The organism is Sellimonas intestinalis (genome assembly GCF_001280875.1).
Lineage (GTDB): Bacteria > Bacillota > Clostridia > Lachnospirales > Lachnospiraceae > Sellimonas > Sellimonas intestinalis.
In genome coordinates this window covers 116,660-142,479 of the sequence record NZ_LGAJ01000013.1, presented here as the reverse complement: position 1 = coordinate 142,479, position 25,820 = coordinate 116,660, and the positions used below count along the sequence as shown (strand labels likewise).

General features: G+C 45.8%; 17 protein-coding genes and 1 pseudogene. 13 read left to right on the top strand and 5 right to left on the bottom strand.

Going from position 1 to position 25,820, the window contains the following annotated elements; all coding sequences use genetic code 11:
* The first annotated feature begins 17 nt into the window (after window positions 1–17).
* The 4 genes and pseudogenes from AOA56_RS12295 to AOA56_RS12280 all read left to right on the top strand — a co-directional run bounded on the left by AOA56_RS12295 (window position 18) and on the right by AOA56_RS12280 (window position 5,788).
* Window positions 18–2,585 carry a DUF5695 domain-containing protein gene (locus AOA56_RS12295; RefSeq protein ID WP_053769774.1) on the top strand — a complete coding sequence of 856 codons (2,568 nt, stop codon included), beginning with the start codon at window positions 18–20 and terminating at the stop codon, window positions 2,583–2,585.
* A 4-nt stretch (window positions 2,586–2,589) separates the two neighbouring features.
* Window positions 2,590–4,560 (top strand): glycoside hydrolase family 127 protein, encoded by a 1,971-nt coding sequence (locus AOA56_RS12290; RefSeq protein WP_053769808.1) that lies wholly within the window; start codon window positions 2,590–2,592, stop codon window positions 4,558–4,560.
* A gap of 159 nt (window positions 4,561–4,719) precedes the next feature.
* A complete protein-coding gene (locus AOA56_RS12285) occupies window positions 4,720–5,172 on the top strand; it encodes a MarR family winged helix-turn-helix transcriptional regulator (RefSeq protein WP_053769773.1) in 453 nt (150 codons plus the stop codon).
* A pseudogene (locus tag AOA56_RS12280) lies at window positions 5,090–5,788 on the top strand (YczE/YyaS/YitT family protein). Before AOA56_RS12285 ends, AOA56_RS12280 begins: the two are co-directional and overlap by 83 nt.
* 15 nt (window positions 5,789–5,803) lie before the next feature.
* On the opposite strand, the gene AOA56_RS12275 reads toward AOA56_RS12280, so the two are convergent.
* Window positions 5,804–6,382, bottom strand: coding sequence for a TetR/AcrR family transcriptional regulator (locus AOA56_RS12275; protein ID WP_024733913.1), 579 nt, complete (start codon window positions 6,380–6,382; stop codon window positions 5,804–5,806).
* Between the two features lie 208 nt (window positions 6,383–6,590).
* Here AOA56_RS12275 and AOA56_RS12270 point away from each other — a divergent pair, with 208 nt between their 5' ends.
* A complete protein-coding gene (locus tag AOA56_RS12270; RefSeq protein ID WP_053769772.1) occupies window positions 6,591–9,728 on the top strand; it encodes a YhgE/Pip domain-containing protein in 3,138 nt (1,045 codons plus the stop codon).
* Between the two features lie 106 nt (window positions 9,729–9,834).
* A complete protein-coding gene (locus AOA56_RS12265) occupies window positions 9,835–11,961 on the top strand; it encodes a CocE/NonD family hydrolase (protein WP_053769771.1) in 2,127 nt (708 codons plus the stop codon).
* A gap of 84 nt (window positions 11,962–12,045) precedes the next feature.
* Here the strand turns inward: AOA56_RS12265 and AOA56_RS12260 are convergent, their stop codons facing one another.
* The 4 genes from AOA56_RS12260 to AOA56_RS12245 form a co-directional block, all read right to left on the bottom strand.
* Window positions 12,046–12,501: a YolD-like family protein gene (locus AOA56_RS12260; protein WP_053769770.1), complete on the bottom strand. Its 456-nt coding sequence runs from the start codon at window positions 12,499–12,501 to the stop codon at window positions 12,046–12,048.
* 44 nt (window positions 12,502–12,545) lie between these two features.
* A complete protein-coding gene (locus AOA56_RS12255; RefSeq protein WP_053769769.1) occupies window positions 12,546–14,012 on the bottom strand; it encodes a Y-family DNA polymerase in 1,467 nt (488 codons plus the stop codon).
* A 37-nt stretch (window positions 14,013–14,049) separates the two neighbouring features.
* Window positions 14,050–14,334 (bottom strand): hypothetical protein, encoded by a 285-nt coding sequence (locus AOA56_RS12250; RefSeq protein WP_024733908.1) that lies wholly within the window; start codon window positions 14,332–14,334, stop codon window positions 14,050–14,052.
* A gap of 191 nt (window positions 14,335–14,525) precedes the next feature.
* Window positions 14,526–15,200, bottom strand: coding sequence for a GGDEF domain-containing protein (locus AOA56_RS12245; protein ID WP_053769768.1), 675 nt, complete (start codon window positions 15,198–15,200; stop codon window positions 14,526–14,528).
* Window positions 15,201–15,348: 148 nt separating this feature from the next.
* Here AOA56_RS12245 and AOA56_RS12240 point away from each other — a divergent pair, with 148 nt between their 5' ends.
* The 7 genes from AOA56_RS12240 to AOA56_RS16040 all read left to right on the top strand — a co-directional run bounded on the left by AOA56_RS12240 (window position 15,349) and on the right by AOA56_RS16040 (window position 25,482).
* Window positions 15,349–15,537 (top strand): hypothetical protein, encoded by a 189-nt coding sequence (locus tag AOA56_RS12240; protein WP_147323268.1) that lies wholly within the window; start codon window positions 15,349–15,351, stop codon window positions 15,535–15,537.
* Between the two features lie 241 nt (window positions 15,538–15,778).
* Window positions 15,779–17,203: a hypothetical protein gene (locus tag AOA56_RS12235; RefSeq protein ID WP_024733905.1), complete on the top strand. Its 1,425-nt coding sequence runs from the start codon at window positions 15,779–15,781 to the stop codon at window positions 17,201–17,203.
* Between the two features lie 378 nt (window positions 17,204–17,581).
* Window positions 17,582–20,743, top strand: coding sequence for an isoleucine--tRNA ligase (ileS, locus tag AOA56_RS12225; RefSeq protein ID WP_024733903.1), 3,162 nt, complete (start codon window positions 17,582–17,584; stop codon window positions 20,741–20,743).
* A gap of 33 nt (window positions 20,744–20,776) precedes the next feature.
* Entirely contained in the window at window positions 20,777–23,239 is a 2,463-nt protein-coding gene (locus AOA56_RS12220; RefSeq protein ID WP_048621158.1) for a glycogen/starch/alpha-glucan phosphorylase, read from the top strand.
* 74 nt (window positions 23,240–23,313) lie between these two features.
* A complete protein-coding gene (locus AOA56_RS12215; protein WP_053769766.1) occupies window positions 23,314–24,210 on the top strand; it encodes a SpoIID/LytB domain-containing protein in 897 nt (298 codons plus the stop codon).
* A 42-nt stretch (window positions 24,211–24,252) separates the two neighbouring features.
* Entirely contained in the window at window positions 24,253–25,131 is an 879-nt protein-coding gene (locus tag AOA56_RS12210; protein ID WP_024733901.1) for a murein hydrolase activator EnvC family protein, read from the top strand.
* 150 nt (window positions 25,132–25,281) lie between these two features.
* On the top strand, window positions 25,282–25,482 hold the full coding sequence (locus tag AOA56_RS16040; protein WP_062304395.1) for a hypothetical protein: 201 nt from the start codon (window positions 25,282–25,284) through the stop codon (window positions 25,480–25,482).
* Window positions 25,483–25,820 lie beyond the last annotated feature (338 nt).

The following is a 25,820-nucleotide window of genomic DNA, read 5'->3' as shown; positions in this document are numbered from 1 at the left end:
AGAAAGGAGGAGACGGTATGTCAGCCATTTTTTTGGAAAATAAACAGATGACAGCCGGGTTTGACCCGGAAACAGGAAAATTGATTTCCATCCGCATGAAAGGAGATCCGTTGAAAACCGAGTATATCGGAAACAGAAAGAATATTTCCTATCCGTCCATTCGGGAAGCAAATCAGTGGATGGGAGATGTCCGTTTTCGGATATGGGATGAAAACGCGGAGGGATGGAGAGAAGAACGGACGGCAGATTCCGAAGATAACAGAATTGTGAGTGTGGAGGAAGAAAAGGTTCGGGTATCCTGGCTGGAGCCTTCTGAAAAACAGAGAGGAATCCGCACCCTGAATACGGAACAGACATTTCAGATGAAAGAAGATGGGCTTCATTGGGGCCTTACAGTGAAAAATCCTTTGGATCAGGAAATAGAAGTAGGGGAGATTTCCCTTGCATTTCTTACAAATACAGATTATACAGGCATTTTTGAAGATGAGAAGTATCAGGATTTTGAAAACTGGAGGGGGATAAAGCAAAAACTATGGCATGAACAAAGAGTTTTCCAGCATCTGAGTATTGACGGAAGCAGTTCCTATGTATTCTGCCAGAGACCCAAGGGTGACTATCCGGGACTTTTGTTCCAGATATTGGATGGCGGTAAGATAGAGACGGCCTACCAAATGGATACTGCTATTGGATGTCAGTGGAGTCTGACGTTTGAGGGGCCGTATTATCTTTCTCTGTATTCTGCGGCGGCAAGGAAGTGTGAAGGATGGAAAGAAGAGACAGAGCAACAGAAGTACGGAATGAATGGGAATAGCTCCTTGCTTCTAAAACCATACGAGATGAAACAGTTCCATTTCCGATTCTGTGCCGTAGGATCAGAAGAGGAGAGAAAAGAAAATCTGGTCTCAGAAGGGCAGTTGGATGTGGACGTACAGCCGTCTATGGCTGCCCCGGTGGGAATTCCAGTTAAACTTCGCCTGCGCTGTAAAGATGAGCCGCGTCTCATACCGGTAGCCAATAATATGCAGATTCAGGCAATAAAAAAGGAAAACAACTCCTATTTTTATGAGCTCACCTTCACGGAGCCGGGGCAGAAAAAAGTACGTGTCCATCATGGAAAAGGTGAGACAATCCTGATGTTTTATGCGACGGATACGATACGGGACTTGCTTGTAAAACATGCAGATTTTATAGTGAGACGGCAGTATTACAGAAATGAGTATGATCCGTTTGGGCGCAACCATGCTTTCCTGCCATATGATGACGGAGTGGAGATGCTGTTCACGGAAAGTGAGGAGTCCTGGCAGGTAGGAGCATTGGATGAGTACGCCCTGCCGGTGGCTATGTTTCTGGCAGAGAAAAATACCCTCATTCCCAATCCGGCTGAGATCTCGGTATTGGAAGAATATATTGACGACTGTCTTTATGGAAAACTTCAGGAGAAGGATACGTATTATGCCAGAAGAGGGCTGTACTATGAAGATCGCACCCCTTCTGATATCGCATGTGGGAATAAATGGGACAAAGAGAAGGCAGAATCAATTCTGCGGTCTTTCAACTACCCGCTCATCAGTGACATTTACTACTCCATGTACCGTATTGCAAAACAATATGGTCTTACGGAAAAAAGAGATGCTGAAACGTATCTGGAAATGGCCTACCGTACCTCCATGACCGGATATGAACTTGGAAAAAACAAGTTTAACGGAGCGCCGGCGGGAGCGACGATCGTGGATCTGGTTGAGACATTAAAGGAAGAGGAACCACAATGGTATGAAAAACTGAATCGGAAAGTTGCTTTTATTGCGGAAGAAAATGCAGGCAGCATCTATCCATTTGGATCGGAGCTTTATGTGGATCAGACATCCCATAATCAGTACGAAGCTATGATGAGATATTATGGGAAGGAGGAAAAATTAGACGAGGCATATCGGATTACGGCGGCTCTCAGGGGCGGCAGGCAACCGGAATGGTTCTTATACGGAAATGAGAAGCGGGGAAATGTCTGTTGTTGGTATGGGACTCCTCTGAATTCCAGGGTTCTGTTTCATGGATTTGAGCATACAGGGGATGAATCTATGCTAAAATTAGGGTACGGAGGACTGCTTTCCTTCTTAACCTGTATCCGGAGTAATGGGGCTGCCCATGGTTGGTATCTATTCTGGCCTGACAGAAGTGGATTTGATTTTCGATCGCTGGATACGGATATGGGCATGTACGGCTATTTGTTTTCCGCAAAATCGTATGTGGTGGATGATACGGTGTTCGGACGTTGTGGATATGGATGTTTATATGAAAGAAAAGAAGGAAAGGAATGGATGATTCCGTATGACGGGCTTGGAGTTCGCTTTTGTTCGATTCCTCACAAAATCCGTATAGAATGTGAATCCGGCAGTATCAATAAAATCTGTATCGATGAGACGAACAGGCGGATCACAGTGCAGTTGGAAGAGTATCAATACGGAACACCATCCCTCAGAGTGTGGAATGACAATACGGAGGAGGGATGGACGATCGAAGGGCCAGATAGCCAGATACGGACACTTACGACAGGCGAGACAATATTGAATGGCCAGGAAGGCAGGTAAGAAGATGAGAGGTACAAAAGATTTCAGACCTATGGATATGAAAGCTTATTCGATAGACGACCGGTTTTGGAAAAACAAAATGGAAGTTGTACGGACGAAGATGATCCCATACCAGTGGAAAGCGCTGAATGATCTCGTGGAGGACGCGGCCCCAAGTCACTGTGTGAAGAATTTTAGGATTGCAGCCGGGATGGAGAAGGGGGATTTTCAAGGATGTGTATTTCAGGACAGTGATCTGGCCAAATGGTTGGAAGCGGTAGGATATACCCTTGCATGGAAGAAAGACAGGGAATTGGAGCAGATGGCGGACGAGGTCATTGCGGTCATCGAGAAAGCGCAGCAGCCGGACGGGTATCTTGATACTTATTATATTATTAACGGATTGGAAAAAAGGTGGACAAATCTACGGGACAACCACGAACTATACTGTGCCGGACATATGATTGAAGCCGGTATCGCATATTATCTGGGGACGGGAAAGCATACGCTTCTGGATGTTGTGAAGAGACTTGCGGACTGCATTGACCGCACATTTGGACCGGAAGAAGGAAAAATTCACGCATACCCTGGCCATGAAATTATTGAAATGGCTTTGGTCCGTCTGTATGAGGCCACAGGTGAGATTCGTTATCTGCATCTGGCGAAGTATTTTATTGATGAGAGAGGGAAAGAACCACTTTACTTCCGGGAAGAAGGAGAAAAATACGAGAATCCATTCTACTGGGAAAACAGTTTGTTTCAGTATCAGTATTATCAGGCAGGAAAACCAGTACGGGAGCAGAAAACAGCGGAAGGGCATGCGGTCAGGGCGGTATATCTTTATTCTGGAATGACCGATGTGGCGAGAATCATGGAGGATGACAGCCTTATGGAGGCTGTGGAAACGCTGTGGGATGACGTTACAAAACGACAAATGTATATTACCGGCGCTATTGGTTCTTCGGAATATGGGGAATCGTTTACATTTGACTACGATTTGCCAAATGATACGGTATATGGAGAAACGTGTGCCTCTATCGGACTTGTCTTTTGGGCAAAACGAATGTTGGAGAAGGAGCTTTCCGGTCAGTACGCGGATGTGATGGAGCGGGCCCTTTACAATGGATGTATCAGTGGAATGTCAATAGATGGGACAAGGTTCTTTTATGTAAATCCGCTGGAGGCAGACCCGGAGGCCAGCAGAAAGGATCAGAGAAGAAAACATGTGGAGACTTCCCGCTGGAGGTGGTACAACTGTGCGTGCTGCCCTCCAAACCTTGCAAGACTGATTATGTCGATCGGAAACTATGTCTGTTCTGTCAGAGAAGACGCCATTGCCTTCCATCTCTATGTGGGAGGACGTGTGCAGACGCCGTTTACGGATACGCAGATTCGAGTGGAAAGCCAGATGCCGTGGGGCGGCACAACAAAACTGATAATAGAAAAAGCAAAGAACTCACATTACTTGGAGAAATTTACGGTTGCGCTGCGTATTCCGGGATGGTGCCGAAAATGGAAAGCAGAGGTCAACGGAGAAGAAGTTACGGATTTGCCAAGGAATGGGTATCTCTATCTGGAACGGAAATGGAAAGATCAGGATGAGATCAGGCTGGAATGTTCTATGCAGGTGGAGCGTAATTATGCAAGCCCAATGGTAAAATATGACATTGGAAAAACAGCCGTATCAAGAGGACCGTTCATTTATTGTCTCGAAGAAGCGGATAATGGAAAAGGACTGACAAGGATCAGTCTTCCTTCCGACAGTTTGTTTGAGATGACCGAAGGGAATTTGGAAACAGGAGAACTGGATTTAAAGGCGGAAGGAATGCAGATGTTGGCAGAAGGATGGGAAGCTTGTCTGTATCGTACAAAAAGGCCGACAAAATATGAGAAGAAACATCTGCGGTTTATTCCGTATTATCTGTGGAATAACAGAGGAGAGGGAGAAATGACAGTATGGGTTCAGGAGACGGCCTGTGATAGAGCAAAAGAATAGAAGCTGAAGCAGGAAACTCCTTACGTTTTTGGAAAACAATGCAAAAACGTAAGGAGCTTTTCTTGTTTAATGACATTCCTGTACAGTTTGACAAATTTGAAAGCTCGTATTATAATGGCAAATAGTTTGAATTCAAACTATTTGTGGAGGATAGAATTTATGAATGAAAGGAAACTTCACTATCTTTTACTTGTGGCATTTAGTCTTTCAAATAAAATGATTATAGAACAAACCAACCGGGAAAAGCTGATGCCGGGACAGCCGAAGATTCTTGAATTTCTTTTGGGGCATGACGGATGTACACAAAAAGAAATTGCAAAGGCTTGTATATTGGATAAATCTACCGTCACAAGCCTGATTACGAGGATGCTGTTATGTGGACTTGTGAGGAAAGATTCCGATTTGCCGGATAGGAGGACAAATTGTATTTATCTGACGGAAGAAGGAAGAAACATGGCTGAGCGGGTAAAGGAAATCTGTGATGTGGTAGATGATACAGGCTGGAGGGGAATATCCAAAGAAGAAAGAGATGATTTTTGCCGTATATTTGAAAAGATTATTCAGAATCTTGAAGAAGGAGAAGAGAAATCATATGGAACGAAAACTTCTTAGAATTTTATGTTTTGTAGCAGGAATTTTGATCAATTCATTTGGGATTGCATTTATCACGAAGGCGGCTCTTGGGACGTCTCCTATATCAAGTTTGCCTTATGTATTGAGTCAGCGTTTTACTCTGACTCTCGGACAATTTACTTTTATTATGAACACAGGATTTATTGTGGCGCAGATTGTACTTTTGGGGAGAGAATTTGAAAAAAGACAGATTTTACAGATTGGCGTCAATATCGTGTTCAGTTGGTTTATCGACGTCAGTATGAAGATTTTGCAGGGATTTGTCCCGGAAGAAGGAGCTGCATAGCTTCTGTCTCTTTTCATTGGCTGTGTGATTCTTGCTTTTGGAATCAGTATGGAAGTTGCCCCGAATGTGTTGCTCGTACCGGGAGAGGGAGTGGTGAAAGCGCTTTCAAAAGTCTGCCAGAAGCGGTTTGGCACGGTCAAGGTGGTATTTGATACTTCACTGATTTCCATCTCCTTTGTATTGTCCTTTTTATTTTTTCACAGGCTTAACGGACTCGGAGCCGGGACAGTCATTTCTGCATTGGTGGTAGGGAAAATGGTCAATATCTGCAATCATTTGCCGGTTATTCATAAAATTTCAGCCCTGTAGCCAGGGGACAGCGGTTTAGCTTTGCGGATACATTCCGTGCAGAGCATTCATGATCAGCCGGAAAGTAAGTTCTGCCATATACTGTGGTGTTTCGTTGGTGTCAGAGGTCAGCCAGGTTTTCACAAGTCCAATACAGCCGGAAAGACAGAAAGAATAGGAATATTTTAGATCCTCAATCGTCTCCGGAAAGGTCACCCTTAGAACACTCAGACTATGATCGGAAATAAGAGATTCAATCCGGTGAAGAAAGGCAATGTCTCCATTGTGTCCCAGTAATGCACAGCAGATATCCTTGTTTTCTTCCAAAATTTGAAAGATATCTTCAATAAATGGAAAGCTGGATTCATTAAAAGGGCTTACCGGGTGATTGAGAATGGTCTGTCGGATTTCTTCCAATAATTCTTCTTCGATCGAAGAAAGCATATTGTAAATATCTGAATAATGAAGATAGAAAGTAGAACGGTTGATGTCTACCAGTTCTACGAGTTCTTTTACGGTTATTTCTTTGATACTTTTCTTTTGTAAAAGTTTGGCAAGCCCGGTACGAAGCTGGGCTTTTGTTTTGCGTATTCGGCGGTCTGTTTTTACAGGCATGATGAAATCCTCCTTTTTAACAAAAAATAAAAAAAATATAAATAATAGATATTAGGGCGCCTTCTGTCTACTAATATACAAAAGGTGGGAATGTTGCTGGTTGTATGTTATTTCCGTCTTTAGTATAATGCTTCATGGGAAAATAATCAACACAACATCTATTAAACTATATTAAGTTGTGTATTAATAATGGAAAGGAGACAGGAGGATGCTGAAACAAGAGTGGAAAAAACTGTTGGGCAATAAAATCATGTTGATCGTTATTGTTGCCATTATTGCGATTCCTACCATTTATACGACCCTTTTTCTGGGATCTATGTGGGACCCGTATGGCAACATAGATAAACTGCCGGTGGCTGTAGTAAACGAAGATGTGCCGGCGGTGTATGGAACATCTACATTACATGTGGGAGATGAAATGGTTAAAAATTTGAAGAAGGATGCTTCTTTAGATTTTACTTTTACAGATCAGGAAGCCGCAAGAAGAGGATTGAAAGACGGCAGTTATTATATGGTTATCACAATACCGGAGAATTTTTCTTCGAATGCCGCAACGTTGACAGATAAAAATCCTGAAAAAATGGAACTTTTATACGAGACAAATCCAGGAACAAATTATATTGCTTCCAAGATGAGCGAAACGGCCATGCAGAAAATCGAAAGCTCTGTTCGGAAAGAAGTGACGCAGAGTTATGCAGCGGCAGTATTTGAACAGATTGGAGAGGCTGGAGATGGTATGCAGGAAGCGGCAGATGGCGCCGGAAAGCTTCAGGAAGGAACCAAAGAACTGATCAGTGGAAACGAAACGATCGAGACAAATCTGAAAGTACTGGCCGACAGCACCTTAGAATTTAGGAATGGAAGTAAAACATTGCAGGAAGGACTGAAAGCTTATACAGAAGGAGTTGCATCTGCAAATGCAGGAGCAAATGACCTTTATGAAGGAGGAAAACAGCTAAATAGTGGAGCAAAAACACTGAAAAACGGAGCGAAAGAACTGGCGGGCGGATCAAAAGAGCTGGATCAGGGAGCCGGGAAACTGGATGACGGAATCGATCAGCTAAAAGAAAAGCTGCCGGCTCTTTCGGAAGGGGCCGGGGTATTGTCTCAGGGATCCTCTCAGCTTGCCAAGGGGATGAAAGATGCGAAAGACGGAAGCAAAAGCCTAAAGGCCGGCGCAGAGCAGGTAGACGACAATCTGGCTGTACTGAAAGAAGGATTGAATCAGATCAGCATAGGAACATCAGATATGCCGCAAAAGACACAACAGTTACAAAACGGTACAAATGCTGTTTATAAAGGATCCGGAGAACTTGTGCAGGGAATCGGTCTTCTGGAAAAGCAGATGATTCCACAAATAGAAAAGAGTGTGGACCAGGTAAATAAAAATATTCAGGAGTCAGGAAGTCAGGTGTTTGATTCCGTCAAACAGGGAGCAGACCAATTAAAAAACAGTACAGATCAGTTGATTGCAAGTATTCAGGCAGCTACTGGAGAGACGACGGGTGGGAAAAGTTCCGGGCTTGGACAAACGCTTGCAAGTGCGGCACAGAAAGCCCGGGCTCAGGCTCAGACTGCACGGGCGGCAGCAGGTCAGGCGGCAGCAGTAGAAAGTACCGACGCATCTTATTTAAACGCTTCCTTACAGAGGGCAGTCGCTTCAGGAGATATGGAGGCTGTGAAAGAAGTGGCACAGGAGGCGATATCTGTTGCAGAGAAAAATGCGGCGGCGGCGCAGGAAGCGGGAAATCGTCTACAGGCAGCTTCGGGAGCGCTTCAGAGCAGCGGTAATGCCCTTGCACAAAATGGAGACCTGCTGACTCAGGCTTCCGAGCAAGCAGCAGGACAAGGAGAGACCGGTTCGCAATCAGTACAGGGAATGGAAAACGTGATCAACGGTCTTACCAAACTCTCAGGAGGATTGGAAGAGATGTCTTCACAGACAGAAAATGGCAAAGAACAGTTTCTGACAGGTGTAGACAACGGAATGGGGCAGTTAAAAGAGGGAATCAGCACCCAGACGGAAGAAAGTGTAAATAGACTGAAAGAGGGGGCAGTTCAGCTCGAGCAGGGAAGTAAAGATGTCGATCAGGGTGCCCTGGAATTGTCTAAAGCGGCTCCGGTACTGGTTCAGGGAATACAAAGCACGGAAAAAGGAGCGGACGCACTGAAAACACAAGGGACGGAAAGTCTGGTACAAGGAGCCAAGCAGTTGGATCAGGGACTTGGCCAGCTCGTGCAGGGAAGTTTCAGATTAGATCAGGGAGTACAGGGAATGAATCAACAGGTTCCAAATCTCCTGCAAGGTATACAGAAGCTCTCTCTGGGGTCAAAGGATCTCAAAGCTGGAACCGGTACGCTTAAGGCCGGAAGTCAAACGCTGGCAGGCGGTATGGATACATTTTCGAAAGGACTGGGTGATTTAGAGTCGGGAGCAAAACAACTAGCTGAAGGTACGGGTACTCTTACCGGAAAGAATGGGGAAATCCTCAGTGGAATGAATCAGTTAGATGGTGGAGCTGTACAGCTTGCAGACGGAGCTTTAAAACTCCATGACGGAAGTAAAGCATTAGGCGATGGATTAGAAGAGGTAAAGGCAGGAACAGAGACATTAAAAGGCGGTCTGGAAGATGGAGCAAAAACAGTTAAAGAAACGCCAATGAATCAGAAAACGGAAGACATGTTTGCCGCTCCTGTAAATACGACAGAAAAGCAGATGACAACGGTAGAGAACAACGGACACGCAATGGCACCTTATATGATGTCTGTGGCATTATGGGTAGGATGTATTGCATTCAGCCTGATGTATCCGCTGACAAAATATCATGGAAAGCTGAAGTCCGGTTTCGCATGGTGGGCAAGTAAAGCGTCTGTTTTGTACCTGGTGGCCATTTCACAGGCTGTCGTGATGATCGGACTTCTGCATTTCTTTGATGGATTCGAGCCGGTACAAATGACAAAGACGATTGCTTTTGCATGTCTTGCGTCAGTGGCATTTATGTCTGTCATGTATTTCTTTACGAATACATTTGGAAAAGTGGGAAGTTTCCTGATGCTTATTTTTATGGTCATTCAGCTTGCAGGTTCCGTCGGGACATATCCTCTGGAATTATCAGGCAGCTTTGTACCATATCTCCATGACTGGGTACCATTTACCTATACGGTGGAAGCATTTCGAAGTACCATTGCCGGAGGAGAAAGCATCCGGAACGCAGTGATCTTCCTGATCGTTCTATGGCTGGTATTTACAGGACTGACGATTTTGGAATTCCAGATCAGAGCTGTAAAGATCAAGAAAGGCAAACCGATCCTGGAATCCTGGTTGGAGAAAAAAGGGCTGGCGTAAAGGTCGGCAGGATGAAGATTGACTATCTTTTGAGAAAAAACTATACTAGTGTGTAGGAAAACGAAATCATAAAGAATGATGGTTGATTACGCAGGAGGAAGTCATTATGCAAAAGCAAGGTTACAGTAAAGTACCGGTATTTGAAAACGGACTGGCACAGCCCGTTTTCCCATTTACAGATGGAAAAACAGGAGAAGATTATGATCCTCATACATCGGAGATCGTAAGGTACTGTGTGTATGTGGAATCAGATTATGATATGGATGGGGACGGAAAACGGGATTTGATTAAAGTCCTTGTCCAGGTTCCACGCAGTGCGGCAGAGGGTGATTATAAGGCGGCTTCTTTGTTTGAAGCCCGTCCATACTGTGCAGGTGTACAGGAAGACGGTTACGATCATATGAAAGAAGTTGCGGACAAAAAATACCGCAAATTTGATTTTGCAGATCTGGACAAAAAGGTTCCGGCGCGTGTCCCGGCAGGATCGATCAGCGCCATGGAGCTTGCACTGAAAGCGAATCCGTCCGATTGGTATTATAAGGACAAGGGAAATCATGACAGCATGGTTTATGAGAATCTGGATCATTTCAATTATTATCTTGTACGAGGATTTGCAGTGATCGTCAGCGCCGGATTTGGCGCACTTGGGTCTGATGGATTTAATTTTGTCGGGTCTGATTATGAGCGGGATGCTTTCAAATCCGTTGTGGAATGGCTGCATGGCGACCGGGTTGCCTATGCGGACCGGGAAGGTACCATCTCGACGAAGGCAGACTGGTCTAATGGAAACGTGGCGATGACAGGAAGGTCTTACGCCGGAACCATGCCGTTTGCAGTAGCGACAACCGGGGTTGAGGGTTTAAAGACGATCGTTCCGGTAGCAGGAATTTCTGACTGGTATAGTCAGCAGAATATGCAGGGGGCACAGCGTTACTGGCCAAAAGAGATGCTGAACAGCTATTTGGCCTACTATTGTTCCAGCCGTTACCACGATGAGACTTTATCGGAAAAACAGCTCGATGATATGGCGGCGTTTCACCATGAATTGAGCCTTCGGCAGTTAAAATGCGGATTCGACTATGATGCAAAGTTCTGGGGCAGCGGAAATTATCGGCTTCACGCAGATAAAATTCGCTGCAGCGCATTAATTGTTCAGGGATTAAATGATGAAAACGTATCTACGAAGCAGTTTGAAATGATGGTAAAAGCTTTCCAGAAGTCGGGACAGACATACAAAACGATTCTTCACCAGGGGCCGCATATCACACCGACCATGCCAAATAAAAATTATGGGATTTTGATTGATGGGAAGTTTTATGACGATATTGTCAATGAATGGATTTCTCATTATCTCTATGGGGTAGAAAATCATGCGGAGGAAATGCCGGAAGTTCTTGTACAGATGAACTATGATCAAAAAAAGTGGGAGGCGTCAGACTCCTGGGATACAGACCATACGATGAAGATGGAATGTACAGGAAAGGGCGTTACTGTTATTGATACGGACTGGGAGAGGGCAGGAATCAGTGCGGATAATTTTGACGATGTGACGGCGCAGACATCCACAAATATGACTCAGCGTTTTGTGACAGCCCCGTTTGAAGAGAGCGTAACCATTCAGGGGACCGTCTGTTTGAACATAAAAGCAGCATTAAAGGATGGGGACGCCACCGCAGATTTTCATCCGGAAAACAGAAACGACGCGGATACTCTGACGATGCAGCTTGGAGTTTCCAAGGTTTCCGGAAAGATGGATGATATTGAAATCGCGGTTCTTCTTTGTGATGTCTGTGATGAAGAATTTGACAGTATCCAGACCGTGGATCCCGAGAGAAATGTGATTCCGGTTGTCACAGTAAAAGAAGGCGGTATCGTAAACGGAGGAGATCTTCCGGCGTTTAACGAAGCAGAATTTGCTACCGTTCATAAAAAATATCGTGTTATTACACGTGCGTTTGCGGATCTTTGTAATCCGGAGGCGGGATATGAGCCAGAGACAGCCACAAACAGTATTGAATTGAAAAAGGGAGAATATCACGACTATCACATTTATCTGAACGCAACAAGATATACGGTACAGCCGGGGCACAGCCTTGCTATTGTCATTGCTACGGAAGATCCGGTCAACTGTCTGATTCACAAAACATATTCTGTAGAAATTGAGAATAACTCTGTTTGTGCGGTTGTTCCTGTTACTAAGGCGACAAAAGACTGCACGTTAAATCTCAAATAAACAAAAGAAATTCGTTTTTTGCATGAAAATACAGTCTTCAACGATTGGAAGAAAGAAGTTTTCCATCGATGGAGGCTGTTTTTTCTACAGAATATCAATATCATCCAAATCCTCAAAGCGAATATCTGTGCGTACTGTGCCGTCAGACAAATGCAAAGTTTGAAAGACGGGATCGATCCTCTCTACACGGCCGGTCAGTTCACAAAAGATTCCAAGAGGAGGAGAGGCAGGATGTACAGTATCCTCCTGAAAATAGCGGACAGTCACAGTCATGCCGCTTCGGATACGGCGAAGAAGCCCGGAAAGCCGGTCTATATCTTCTTCAGATAATTCTTTTTTTGATACCCGTGTTTTTTTCCACCCCTCTTCGGCAATCTCTTCTTCGTATCCCCGAAGCGCGGCAAAAGGGGAAAAGATCTTTGCTCGGTTTTCCACCAGCATCCGAGGATGCTGGTGAGAAGGGTTTGGTCTTGCAAGGTGCAGAATATCCGCATATTTTGCTGCTGTCATGGAGGGGGATTGTTCTTTCTTTGATGACATATCGTTTCCTCCTTGTCTACAGAAAGATTTTTGGGAAAGGACAATTAAGCTTTATGACCTCCGATCTGTCCGTTTCGCTCCCGCATGGTGGCGCCGTCCAAAAAGCTGGTGCCTTTTAACACAGAATTTTTCCCAAACCGCTTTTTGATATCCAGTATTGTTTCCTGGAGCTTTTTTTCTCTTTCCAGCTTTTTCATATCGGTAAATAGATTGAGCTGGTAAATGCCATGATCTTCTATGACCCGGTTGGCCGCGATCGAAATACGGCGCACGAGGAGCTGGGGACTTGTGATCTGGGCATACAGACGGACGGCTGCGTCGATGAGCCGGCTTCCCAGATTCGTTGGAGGATCCAGATGGATTGTGCCGTGCGCTGCTTTTGGAACGCTGCGTCCATAATGATCGATATGGATTTCACCTTGATAGGAACCGGTAGTACAGTTTGTCCGGTCATAACCAACGGTCAGAGTCAGAGAATCCGTGATCATCTTCAGATCAGATAGACGGAAGGCAAGACTCTCGGTCATCTCCTGGACAATAAGACGGGCCTTTTCATATGGATAAGGGCAGGAGAGTACCTGTCCCTCACAGATACTTTTGTCTGCCGGACGGTAGGATTTAATATCTTCCATCCTGCATGGCTCGATCCCCCAGGCATGATCAATGAGAATTTCCGCATCGATTCCAAATTCTTTGAACAACATCTCTTCTTGCGTAAGGCTTGCCCGCGCAAGTTCTCCCATCGTATGGATTCCGTGCTTTCGCAGTTTCCGTACTGTACCGGTCCCGATCTGCCAGAAATCAGTCAGTGGCTGATGATCCCAAAGCAGATACCGGAAGGACTCTTCATTGAGGGAAGCAATCCGTACACCGTCTGGATCCGGAGCAGTGTGCTTGGCGACGATATCCATGGCGAGTTTGCTCAGATACAGATTGGTCCCGATCCCGGCGGTTGCAGTAATTCCAGTGGCATAAAGTACCTCGCGGATGATTGTTTTTGCCAGATCATAGGCAGACATCCCGTAATGTGCCAGATAGGAAGTAATATCCATAAACACCTCATCAATGGAGTACACATGAATGTCCTCTGGCGCAATATATTTCAGATAAATGGAATAAATTTTAGCTGAGACTTCCATATAATAGGCCATCCGGGGCGGGGCAATCAAGTACGACGCCTCCAGCGTAGGATCTTTCTTCAGAGCCTCTGCGTCAAAAGAAGGAGTACCAAGCGATGGGCGGCCATCTTTACAAAGAGCGGTATGATTACGAACAGCCAAGAGCAGACGGTCAACGTTGACTTCGCGGATCTTCTGGGCTACTTCGAAGAGTCGGGCTCTGCCGGGGATTCCATAGGCTTTCAGAGACGGTGAGACAGCAAGGCAGATGGTCTTCTCTGTCCGGGAGGAATCCGCAACTACAAGATGCGTTGTCAGAGGATCCAGCCTTCGGGCGGCACATTCCGCAGATGCGTAGTAGGATTTTAGATCAATGGCGAGATAGGTTTTCATATCTTCTACCTTCTTTCTTCACAGGATCACCTTAAAATTATTGTGGCACAGCAGGGCTTCGTTCTACGAACCATCTCCCTACACGGCTGGGAAACAGGGGATCTGTACGCTCGAAAAACAGATGTTTCTCCTGGCCCCGGATGATGACGGTATAGCAGTCCTTATGGGAGGCATCCGCAGGACGGTAATCCCGGACGCTTTCAATCGGAAAGGTGCGGCCGTCCGTCCAGGTGATGGATGTCGGCTGCATATAGCCGGTGGAATCAAAAATAGAAGAAACACTGACATAGACTCGTTCAATAGCGTGATGTTTCTGAATCATACGGAACCTCCTCTCTTTCCAAAATCCAGGTGGTGAAAGCCTTTCAGAGACGGTGTGAACATGGAAACAAACGTATGTTCGATTCTCTGAGTCAATTTTACAATAGAGAAAGTGTGACTGTCAAGATGAAGAAATTTCCAGTTTTCGACACACCTTTAAGAAAACCTGGTGCGGCACAAAATCAGGAAAGATTAAGCGGGTGCGTGAGAATGGGCGCCACAACTATCCGGACGAAGCTTGACGAGATCATAGATAGAGACATAATGAAGCTCATCATTGTGAGTCAGCCGGATGGTACAGGTGATAGGAAGCAGGCCGGTCGTCGCATTGTGGATTTCCAGTCCCCGATTTAGCCTCTTCTGAAAAAGGGCGGCCTTTTCGCGGGCGTTTCCCTCAAACAGAGCAAGAAAGGTGCGTCCGCTTTTGCGCCCAATGAATCCCAGATCTGACGCCGATACCGCAAGGATATCCCCGAGTTCACCAAAAACCATATCTCCGGCTTGATGGCCATAGGTACGGTTCAGGCGGTGGATATTGTCAAAAGAAATAACAGCGCAGGAAATATCGTCGTCCAGCACGGTTTCAGAAAGCTGCGCCAGCTCTTGACGGAGGGCGCAGGAATTAGGAAGCCTGGTCAGAAGATCCGTTTGTATGAGAAGAGTAAGACGCTCTTCTTTTTTTATGAGGCGGCGCCACGAGACAAGATCCAAGCCGAGAAAGACGAAGGTCATCACAAACCCCGACAGGATGGTTAGCCGGCAGCCCAGTGGCGATACGGCTCCATCGCCGGACAGCCAGAGAAGCACCAAAAAAAAGAACACGGCAAAGATTCCTTGAATTCCTTTCAAAGCAGTATACAGTTTCACGATTCTATCTCTCCTTATCAGCGTCAAATTAAAAATAGGATATGATAACTAAGTATAGAAAGAAAGCGTGAAAAATATGCACGTTTCTTGTCATTGTATCATAGTCTTGTGTCAAGAGAAATTTAAAATACAAGATGTGGATAACTATGTGGAAAGGGTGGATAACTTTGTGGACATGTCCGAAAAAGGATGGGACAAAACAAGGAAAATAGCAAAAAAACAGGAAGTTGTTATCAACATGAGGGCGTGGAAACAGGGAGTACAGGAAAAAGCTGTTGAAAAAGTTATCCACGCCCTATGGAAAGGGAATGAGCAAAAGAACAAAAGAAGGAAATAAGCTGATCAACCTTGATTTTTCAGCGAAAACGGGGTATAGATATGACAAAGAGAAGGAAAGATAAGAGAGCAAAATAGGAGTTTTCCACAAGGTTATCCACAGAAGGTGGACAGTTTTACATGTGGAGAAGAAAGATGTGTATGTCGTGGAAAGTAAAAAAACAATGTGTAAAAAATTTTTACCTTCCATCTGAAGATATGATAAACTATTAAGGTACGAAGAAAAACAGGGGAGAAATACGATGAAAAGAAAAATGAAGAAAATACTGTCAGGGCTTTTGTGTGTTGCGGTGGCGTTGATGCCGGCGGCAAAGGTCTGGGCGACAGATGTGGAAGAGGAAGCAAAGAAAGCTTATGAGCTTCCTGTTCAAAGTAATGAGATTGAGAACTGGCCGCAGGGACCGGCAGTCTATGGACAATCGGCGATTGTAATTGACGCGGATACGCGATCCATACTGTATGCCAAGAATATGCATGATAAGCACTATCCGGCAAGTATCACCAAGGTGCTGACCGCACTTCTGGCCGCTGAAAATGGGAATCTGAATACGGACCGGGTGACGTTTTCCCAGGAAAGTGTGAATTTTCTGGAGCCGGGAGATGCCTATATCGGGATGCGGGCGGGAGAGGAGATTTCGTTAAAGGACGCATTGTATGGTGTGCTGCTGGCATCGGCCAACGAGGTGTCCTATGCCGTGGCAGAAACGATAGGAACTAAGATGCAGGGAAATGGAAGCGGCTACGAAAAGTTTGTGAAAGCCATGAACGAGAGGGCAGAAGAGCTTGGCGCAACCGACAGCCATTTTGTGAACCCCCACGGACTACAGGATGAGAATCATTACACATCGGCCTACGATATGGCGCTGATTTCTGCGGAATTGTTTGAACATCCGGAGATTTTGGAGATTATGGAGACGTATGAACACACTATCGGGCCGACGAACCTGGTGAACGAGTCCCGGACATTCCAACAGCGGCATGAGATGATGGAGACATGGAATTCACACTATTATGAATACTGCGTAGGCGGTAAGACCGGATATACCGATGAGGCTGGAAACACACTGATTACCCTTGCGGATAATGGAAAGATGCGGCTGATCTGTGTGGAGATGGCGACAAGAGGTCAGCACATTTACGATGATACGAGAAGTCTGCTGGATTATGCGTTTGCAGGATTTAGCCGCCAGGAGGCAAAGAGCAGTATTCTGGAGAGTGCGGAGGAAGATGTGCACGCCACCATTACGGAAAAGGGACCGGTCTATGTGGATTTACCGGTGGGCATTCCTCAGGAGGAGCTTGAATTTGAGACTGGGGAGGAAAACGGGGTTTCCATGCTGTATCTTACCTGGCAGGGACAGACTGTCGGGAAAGTGGCTGCTGATGTGGATGAAAAGGCCGCGCAGAGGGCCGCAGGCGATGGTAAAAAGCCTGGGGTTGTCACATCCGTCAGGAAGATTTTGGAAGAGAGTATTTGGATTGTGATTGGGGCAGCGGCGGTGCTGATTCTCATTGCCGTGATTTTAGTTTTCGTGATCCGGCGCAGGAAAAGGAGCTCCTTTTTGAGGTTGAGCCGGCGCAAACAAAGGAGACAGGAGCGCCAGAGAAGGCGAAGGATGAAGAGAGCTGCAAGAAGAAGCAGAAGACGGGGGCGGAAAAGATGGTAAAAACACTTGACTTGTATAAAAATGATAAAGTATAATAACGAAGTATGGTGGTAATCCATACATATAGACGGAAAAAGCGAAGACGAAGACAGTAGAGCAGAGGTCAAAAGCTGTCAGCGAGCCGGAGAGGGTGGAAGTCCGGTGCGAGTAGAGCCTGTTTGAAGATCACTTCCGAGCTGCAGATGCTGAACGGGAAACTTACTAAGCGCTGCCGGTATTCTGCCGTTATCAAGAACTCATATGAAATGTATGCAGTAACAGGTGGTACAGCGAAAGATGATACTCTCGTCCTATTACAGGACGGGAGTTTTTTGATTTTGGAGGCTCATTTTCGGAACTACATTTAAAATAGAGAAGTCTAATAAAGGAGAGGAAAGCATGTATCAGAAAGTTTCAACCGATTTAAAATTCGTTGACAGGGAAAAGGAAGTAGAGAAATTCTGGGAAGAGAACCAGATTTTTGAAAAGAGCATGGAAAACAGAAAGGAAGGGGAGACATACACCTTTTACGACGGCCCTCCGACCGCTAATGGAAAGCCGCATATTGGTCATGTTCTTACCCGTGTTATCAAAGATATGATCCCGAGATACCAGACCATGAAAGGGAAGATGGTTCCGAGAAAGGCCGGATGGGATACCCACGGTCTGCCGGTAGAGCTGGAAGTAGAGAAACTTCTGGGATTGGACGGAAAGGATCAGATCGAAGAATACGGACTGGAGCCTTTTATTGACAAATGTAAGGAAAGTGTCTGGAAATATAAAGGAATGTGGGAGGATTTCTCTGCTACAGTCGGATTCTGGGCGGATATGGAGCATCCTTACGTTACCTACGACAATAACTTCATCGAGTCCGAGTGGTGGGCGTTAAAGCAGATCTGGGAAAAGAAGCTGCTCTATAAGGGCTTTAAGATCGTTCCGTACTGTCCGCGCTGCGGAACTCCGCTCTCCGCGCAGGAAGTGGCGCAGGGATACAAGGACGTCAAGGAACGTTCAGCCATCGTCCGCTTTAAAGTAAAAGATGAGGACGCTTACATCCTTGCGTGGACGACAACTCCGTGGACGCTGCCGTCTAATGTGGCACTCTGTGTGAATCCAGAGGAGACGTATGCCAAAGTAAAGGCAGCGGACGGCTGTGTATACTATATGGCAGAGGCGCTTCTTGATCAGGTGCTTGGCGGACTTGCAAAAGAAGAGGGCGAGGCGGCTTATGAGATTCTGGAGAAATATGTCGGGACTGATCTGGAAGGGAAAGAATATATCCCTCTCTATGACGGAGCGGCAAAAGCAGCCCAAAAGCAGCATAAAAAGGCATTTTATGTGCTGTGTGATACCTATGTTACACTGACTGACGGTACTGGCGTGGTTCATATCGCGCCGGCATTCGGTGAGGACGATGCCAAGGTGGGACGCCGCTATGATATGCCATTTGTACAGTTTGTAGACGGAAAAGGGGAAATGACAGAGGAGACTCCGTTTGCAGGTGTATTTTGCAAGAAAGCCGATCCTATGATCCTGGAAGATCTGGAAAAGAGAGGATTGCTCTTTTCCGCGCCGAAGTTTGAGCATAGTTACCCTCATTGCTGGAGATGCGATACTCCGCTGATCTACTATGCAAGAGAGTCCTGGTTTATCCGTATGACAGAGGTGAAAGACGACTTGATCCATAATAATAATACGATCAACTGGATCCCGGAGAGCATCGGAAAGGGCCGCTTTGGAGACTGGCTGGAAAATGTACAGGACTGGGGCATCAGCAGAAACCGTTACTGGGGTACACCGCTCAATATCTGGGAATGTGAATGTGGACACCAGCACGCTATCGGCAGTATTGAAGAGTTGAAATCCATGTCGGACAACTGTCCGGAGGATATCGAGCTTCACCGTCCGTATATTGACGGGGTGACGATTCGCTGCCCGGAATGTGGAAAAGAGATGCACCGTGTACCGGAAGTCATTGACTGCTGGTTTGACAGCGGTTCCATGCCATTCGCACAGCATCACTATCCATTTGAAAATAAAGAGCTCTTTGAGCAGCAGTTCCCGGCAGATTTTATCTCCGAGGCGGTAGACCAGACACGAGGATGGTTCTACTCTCTGCTTGCGATTTCTACCCTCATCTTCAACAAGGCTCCGTACAAGAATGTAATTGTCCTTGGGCATGTGCAGGATGAAAACGGACAGAAAATGAGTAAATCCAAAGGGAATGCGGTCGATCCGTTTGAGGCGCTTAAGACTTACGGGGCAGACGCGATCCGGTGGTATTTCTATGTAAACAGCGCACCGTGGCTGCCAAACCGTTTTCACGGAAAGGCGGTACAGGAGGGACAGCGTAAGTTCATGGGAACCTTGTGGAATACCTATGCATTTTTTGTACTGTACGCGAATATTGATGAGTTCGATGCTACAAAATATAAACTGGAATATGAAAAATTGTCTGTTATGGATAAATGGCTGTTGTCTAAGCTGAACACGCTTGTAAAGACTGTGGATGAGAATCTTTCTAATTACCGGATCCCGGAATCCGCAAGAGCGCTTCAGGATTTTGTGGACGATATGAGTAACTGGTATGTAAGAAGATGCCGCGAGCGTTTCTGGGCCAAAGGAATGGAGCAGGATAAGATCAATGCGTATATGACACTGTACACGGCGCTTGTGACGGTATCAAAAACGGCGGCTCCGATGATTCCGTTTATGACAGAGGAAATCTATCAGAATCTTGTAAGAAGCCTGGATCAGACAGCGCCGGAGAGTATCCATCTGTGCGATTTTCCGGAAGTAAACGAGTCATGGATCGACAGTGAGCTGGAACGCTATATGGACGAAGTACTCAAGATCGTTGTGATGGGACGCGCCTGCAGAAATACGGCTAACATCAAGAATCGTCAGCCGATTGGCAAGATGTTCGTAAAAGGTGTAGAAGAGCTTCCAAAGTACTATCGGGAGATCATTACCGAGGAGCTTAACGTGAAGGAAATGACGCAGACAGAGGACGTCAGGGCGTTTACTACCTACACGTTCAAGCCACAGTTAAAGACTGTAGGACCAAAATACGGCAAGCTTCTTGGGGGTATCAAAAAAGAGCTGGAAAGTCTGGACGGCAACCAGGCGATGGACGATCTGGAGAGCAACGGCGAACTGAAATTTAACGTCAATGGTGAGGAAGTTGTCCTGACGAAGGATGACTTGTTGATCGATATGACGCAGACAGAGGGCTATGTATCAGAAAGCGATTATGGCATTACAGTCGTACTGGATACGAATCTGACGCCAGAACTTCTGGAAGAAGGATTTGTGCGCGAGATTATCAGTAAGATCCAGACCATGAGAAAAGAAGCAGCCTTTGAAGTGACAGATAAGATTCATGTAACATATACTGGCAGTGAGAGGGCAGAAGCCGTCTTTACAGACAACTGTACTGAAATCTCAGATGATGTGCTTGCCGTCTCTTTGGAAAAGGCAGAGCCATCAGGCTACGTCAAAGAGTGGAAGATTAACGGCGAGGCTGTTACCATTGGAGTGGCAAAGAGAGACGAAGCATAGGATATGTAATATGTTCAGGAAGGGAATAGTAAGATGTACAGTAAAAGATTTGAGAAAGAAGCTTTTAAAGAGGAAGTAAAGAATAACATTAAGAACCTTTATAGAAAAACAATCGAAGAAGCAACCGGCCGGCAGATCTTTCAGGCGGTATCCCTTGCGGTAAAAGAGACGATCATCGATTACTGGCTGGCAACCCAGGCAGAGATGGAGAAGAAGGATCCGAAGACCGTGTACTACATGTCCATGGAATTCCTGATGGGACGAGCGCTCGGCAACAACCTGATTAATATGACGGCCTACCAGGAAGTGAAGGAAGCACTGGATGAGATGGGAATCGATCTGAACATCGTAGAAGACCAGGAGCCGGACGCGGCCCTTGGAAATGGTGGTCTTGGCAGACTCGCCGCTTGTTTCCTTGATTCACTTGCTACACTGGGATATCCGGCATATGGCTGCGGCATCCGCTACCGTTACGGAATGTTCAAGCAGAAAATTGAGAACGGCTATCAGGTAGAGGTGCCGGACAACTGGCTGAAGGACGGTAATCCGTTTGAGATTCGCCGGGATGAATACGCAAAAGAGGTCCGCTTCGGTGGTGACGTCCGGATCGAGTATGATCCGGTGACAAAGCGCAATAATTTTATTCAAGAGAATTACAGTTCGGTGCGTGCGGTGCCGTACGATATGCCGATCATCGGATATGGAAACCATGTTGTCAATACATTGAGAATCTGGGATGCGGAAGCGATTACTGATTTCCATCTGGATGCATTCAACCGTGGAGATTACCGTCATGCGGTAGAGCAGGAGAATCTTGCCAAGATGATCGTAGACGTGCTCTATCCGTGCGACGATCACTATGCTGGAAAAGAACTGCGTCTGAAACAGCAGTATTTCTTTATTTCCGCAAGCCTCCAGGCACTTCTTGTGCGCTATAAGAAGAAACATGATGACGTTCGCAAACTGCACGAAAAGGTGACGATCCAGATGAACGATACCCACCCGACTCTGGCGGTTGCGGAGTTGATGCATCTGCTCATTGACCAGGAAGGCCTGGAATGGGATGAGGCATGGGATGTGACGACAAAGACTGTTGCGTATACAAATCATACCATTATGGCGGAGGCGCTGGAAAAATGGCCGATTGACCTCTTTTCCAAGCTGCTTCCTCGTATTTACCAGATCATTCAGGAGATCGACCGCAGATTTATCGAGCAGATCCGAGTGAGATTCCCGGGCGATGAGGGCAGAGTGGCAAGAATGGCAATCATCCGGGACGGACAGGTGAAGATGGCGCACCTTGCGATTGTGGCAGGATATTCTGTAAATGGTGTGGCAAGACTGCATACGGAGATTTTGAAACATGAAGAGCTGAAGGATTTCTACGACATGATGCCGGAGAAATTCAACAACAAGACAAATGGAATCACACAGAGAAGATTTCTTCTCCATGGGAACCCGCTTCTTGCGGACTGGGTGACAAAGCACATTGGAGACGGATGGATTACCGATCTGTCTGAGATGAGCAAGCTGAAAAAGTATGTGGATGATCCGAAAGCGCTTGCTGAGTTTGCAGAGATCAAGTACCAGAACAAACTGCGGCTGGCAGAGTATATCCGAAACAATAACGGTATCGAGATTGATCCGAGATCCATATTCGATGTACAGGTAAAGCGTCTCCATGAATATAAACGCCAGTTTTTGAATATTCTTCATGTAATGTATCTGTACAATCAGATTAAAGACCATCCGGAGATGTACTTCTATCCCAGAACTTTTATTTTCGGAGCAAAGGCGGCGGCAGGTTATGTGCGTGCCAAGGAGACAATCAAGCTGATCAACTCTGTTGCGGATGTGATCAATAACGATAAAAGCATCAACGGCAAGATTAAAGTCGTATTCATCGAGGACTATAGGGTATCCAACGCAGAGATTATCTTCGCGGCGGCGGACGTCAGTGAACAGATTTCTACAGCTTCCAAAGAGGCGTCCGGTACCGGAAACATGAAATTCATGCTTAACGGTGCTCCAACTCTTGGAACAATGGATGGAGCCAACGTGGAGATCGTGGAAGAAGTCGGCATGGAAAATGCATTTATTTTCGGCCTTTCTTCTCAGGAAGTCATTCACTTTGAGAATCACGGCGGCTACAATCCGACGGATATCTATTTTAATGACTGGGATATCAAGCGTGTGGTAGACCAGTTGATTGACGGCACCTATGCAAACGGTAACCGGGAAATGTACCGGGATCTCTACGATTCCCTTGTGAACACACATGGTCGGGAACGTGCAGACAGATACTTTATTCTGAAAGACTTCCGTTCTTATGCGGACGCACAGAAACGTGTGGAAGAGGCGTATAAAGACAGAGAAGCCTGGTCCAGGAAAGCGCTTATGAATGTGGCTTGCTGCGGCAAGTTCTCATCCGACAGAACGATCCAGGAATATGTAGACGATATCTGGCATTTAGATCAGATCAAGGTGGATGCCTAAGACATTCATAACAACGGGAAACAAACAGGAATAAGAATAAAAAACCTCTCATATGCTGTATGGGAGGTTTTTTTATGCTTCGGAAATGGAAAAAATATGGCTGTATCCTGTTTCTTTTGATTGCGCTGCCCTATGTGATTACCATTTTTATCAATGGTCCGTCCGGTCTCACAGCTCCCAAACAGAAGGAAACGGAAGTATCGGTACAAAGCGGCGGAAACGACCGGATGACAACCATGTCGCTGGATGCGTATGGAATGGGCGTCTTGGCAAAAGAGATTTCAATGGATATGGATATAGAGACGATCAAGGCGCAGGCGGTCATTGTAAGGACTGGCATTTACAAAAAGATGACAGAGCAAGAGGAAGGAAAAGAACTCGTCTTTACTGATCCCTTTTATACGGTGGACGAGATGGAGGACGAATGGAAAAGCAAGATGCAGAAAAATTACGCAAGGTTAAAGGAAGCGTGGAATGAGACAAAAGAACGGATCCTTGTCTATGAAGACCAGCCTGCGTATGTGCCATACTGCCGACTGACAAACGGGAAGACGCGGGATGCCAAAGAAGTGCTTGGGACAGATCAGTATCCGTATCTGAAGAGCGTGGACTGTGCGGCGGACAAAAATGCCGAGGACGCATTTCAATCAAAAGAAATCGACGGCACCGGATATGAGATTACCAAACAGGACAGTGCAGGGTATGTGCTGGAAGTAAAACAGGGAGAGAATGTGATTGACGGTGATACATTCCGGAATCAGTGGGAACTGCCATCATCCTGTTATACGATGCGTCAGACAGACAAAAAAACGACTGTCATCACGCAAGGGATTGGTCACGGTCTCGGATTGAGCCAGAATATGGCTGAAGAACTTGCAAAAGAGGGTAAAAGCTATAAAAAAATTTTAGAATATTTTTTTGAGGGTACTGTTTTAAAAGAAGTTGCGGAAATTTTGGACAACACAGAATAAGCTTCTTTGTTTCTGGCAAAGATAATGCCAGAGGTGATGAAGATGAACAACAACAAGCGCGCTCCTAAAAAACGGCGGGGAGCAAAAATCGGGATGGCAGTCTGTATGGCGGTGGCAGTCGTTCTAACGGGTGTCTATACATTTCAGCAATACAAAAGTAACGTCAAAAATGAGATGGCTAAGATTGAAGAGGAAAGTCAGAAGGAGCTGGAAGAATATCAGAGCGCGGATGCGGGCGATGTGATCAACGAGTCTACAGATGATCTGACAGACGAGGGGCTCTCGGGATTGCCAGAGAACGGCCTGAACGAAGAGACGCAGGATCCGGCGTCCTCTGGCACGGGAACATCCGGGGACGATACACAGTCTGGTCAAAATGATGGTCTTTCCACGCAGGACGGGACAGATACCGGAACAGCCACAGAGAACGGAACGGGGTCCCAGACGCCGGAAAATGGCGGAATGGATTCTCAGGAGACAGCAGGCGGCGGAAATGAGATTAATTTCAGCGAAGGGGACAAGCTGATCTGGCCGGTGAGCGGAGCGGTACTGATGAATTACAGTATGGACAAGACCGTGTATTTTTCAACACTGGAAGAGTATAAATATAACCCGGCACTGATTATCGGTGGTGCGGTCAATGATCAGGTAATCTCTGCGGGAAAAGGTATTGTCAAGTCTATAGACAGGACTCCGCAGGAAGGTACAACTGTTACCGTAGATATGGGAAACGGCTATGAAGCGATCTATGGACAGCTCCAAAATGTCCAGGTAAAGACCGGGGACAGCGTGGAGGCGAAGACTGTGCTTGGCTATCTGGCAGAGCCAACCAGATACTACAGCGTGGAAGGATGCAATCTCTATTTTGAATTCCGTAAAGACGGACAGCCGATTGACCCACTTCAGTTTTTGAGTGAGTAGAGGGAAAGACAGGAACAAGCTGTACCGTCAAAAAGAAAAGATAGTAGAAGATGCCGGCGTAAGGGAATGAGAAGACATTCATCTTGCGTCGGCTTTTTCTGGGAGTTATAATTTGTGTGGGAATAAACCAATAAGTGGAGGCGTGTGACAATGAGTAATTTGAATCATGCGGATATCGTTAAACAGCAATATGCAACGGAAACAAACCTAAATACAAGAATAGCTATTCACGAAAAGTATTCAACGAACAAAGTTGGATTATGGAATATCTCTCCAAGTTGTTTTCTGGGTATGGTATGGAAGAGAGCACAAACAAAAATTTCACACTTCAAAATGGAGGCAAAATATTAAGTAAATTTTTCTCAAAGGTTGAAAAGTTAGAATATATGGATTCGCTGGCAGTAACAAATGTAAATGATATGGTCGAATATATTTATTCGTTGTCCAGCATGGCGCTGCTGTGGAATGTCCCAAAGCAGGACATTAAGAATATTTTGATACGGCAAACTTCCAATGGATTATTACATGTGCCGAAAGAATATGGGATGTTTAGAGCGGCGTAGAAAAAACTCTAAAAGACAATGTGATTTTTCCAATCTCCAAATTAATTCTTTATGATTATTATATTTCTTTATCCAGTCTTGTAAGTTGGCTTTTGCACAAATTCCATATTTTTACATATATCATCC

Excerpts from the sequence above, each read along its gene's own strand:
- AOA56_RS12295 (WP_053769774.1), top strand. The coding sequence starts at position 18 with ATGTCAGCCATTTTTTTGGAAAATAAACAGATGACAGCCGGGTTTGAC.
- AOA56_RS12290 (WP_053769808.1), top strand. The coding sequence starts at position 2,590 with ATGAGAGGTACAAAAGATTTCAGACCTATGGATATGAAAGCTTATTCG.
- AOA56_RS12285 (WP_053769773.1), top strand. The coding sequence starts at position 4,720 with ATGAATGAAAGGAAACTTCACTATCTTTTACTTGTGGCATTTAGTCTT.
- AOA56_RS12275 (WP_024733913.1), bottom strand. The coding sequence starts at position 6,382 with ATGCCTGTAAAAACAGACCGCCGAATACGCAAAACAAAAGCCCAGCTT.
- AOA56_RS12270 (WP_053769772.1), top strand. The coding sequence starts at position 6,591 with ATGCTGAAACAAGAGTGGAAAAAACTGTTGGGCAATAAAATCATGTTG.
- AOA56_RS12265 (WP_053769771.1), top strand. The coding sequence starts at position 9,835 with ATGCAAAAGCAAGGTTACAGTAAAGTACCGGTATTTGAAAACGGACTG.
- AOA56_RS12260 (WP_053769770.1), bottom strand. The coding sequence starts at position 12,501 with ATGTCATCAAAGAAAGAACAATCCCCCTCCATGACAGCAGCAAAATAT.
- AOA56_RS12255 (WP_053769769.1), bottom strand. The coding sequence starts at position 14,012 with ATGAAAACCTATCTCGCCATTGATCTAAAATCCTACTACGCATCTGCG.
- AOA56_RS12250 (WP_024733908.1), bottom strand. The coding sequence starts at position 14,334 with ATGATTCAGAAACATCACGCTATTGAACGAGTCTATGTCAGTGTTTCT.
- AOA56_RS12235 (WP_024733905.1), top strand. The coding sequence starts at position 15,779 with ATGAAAAGAAAAATGAAGAAAATACTGTCAGGGCTTTTGTGTGTTGCG.
- ileS (WP_024733903.1), top strand. The coding sequence starts at position 17,582 with ATGTATCAGAAAGTTTCAACCGATTTAAAATTCGTTGACAGGGAAAAG.
- AOA56_RS12220 (WP_048621158.1), top strand. The coding sequence starts at position 20,777 with ATGTACAGTAAAAGATTTGAGAAAGAAGCTTTTAAAGAGGAAGTAAAG.
- AOA56_RS12215 (WP_053769766.1), top strand. The coding sequence starts at position 23,314 with ATGCTTCGGAAATGGAAAAAATATGGCTGTATCCTGTTTCTTTTGATT.
- AOA56_RS12210 (WP_024733901.1), top strand. The coding sequence starts at position 24,253 with ATGAACAACAACAAGCGCGCTCCTAAAAAACGGCGGGGAGCAAAAATC.
- AOA56_RS16040 (WP_062304395.1), top strand. The coding sequence starts at position 25,282 with ATGAGTAATTTGAATCATGCGGATATCGTTAAACAGCAATATGCAACG.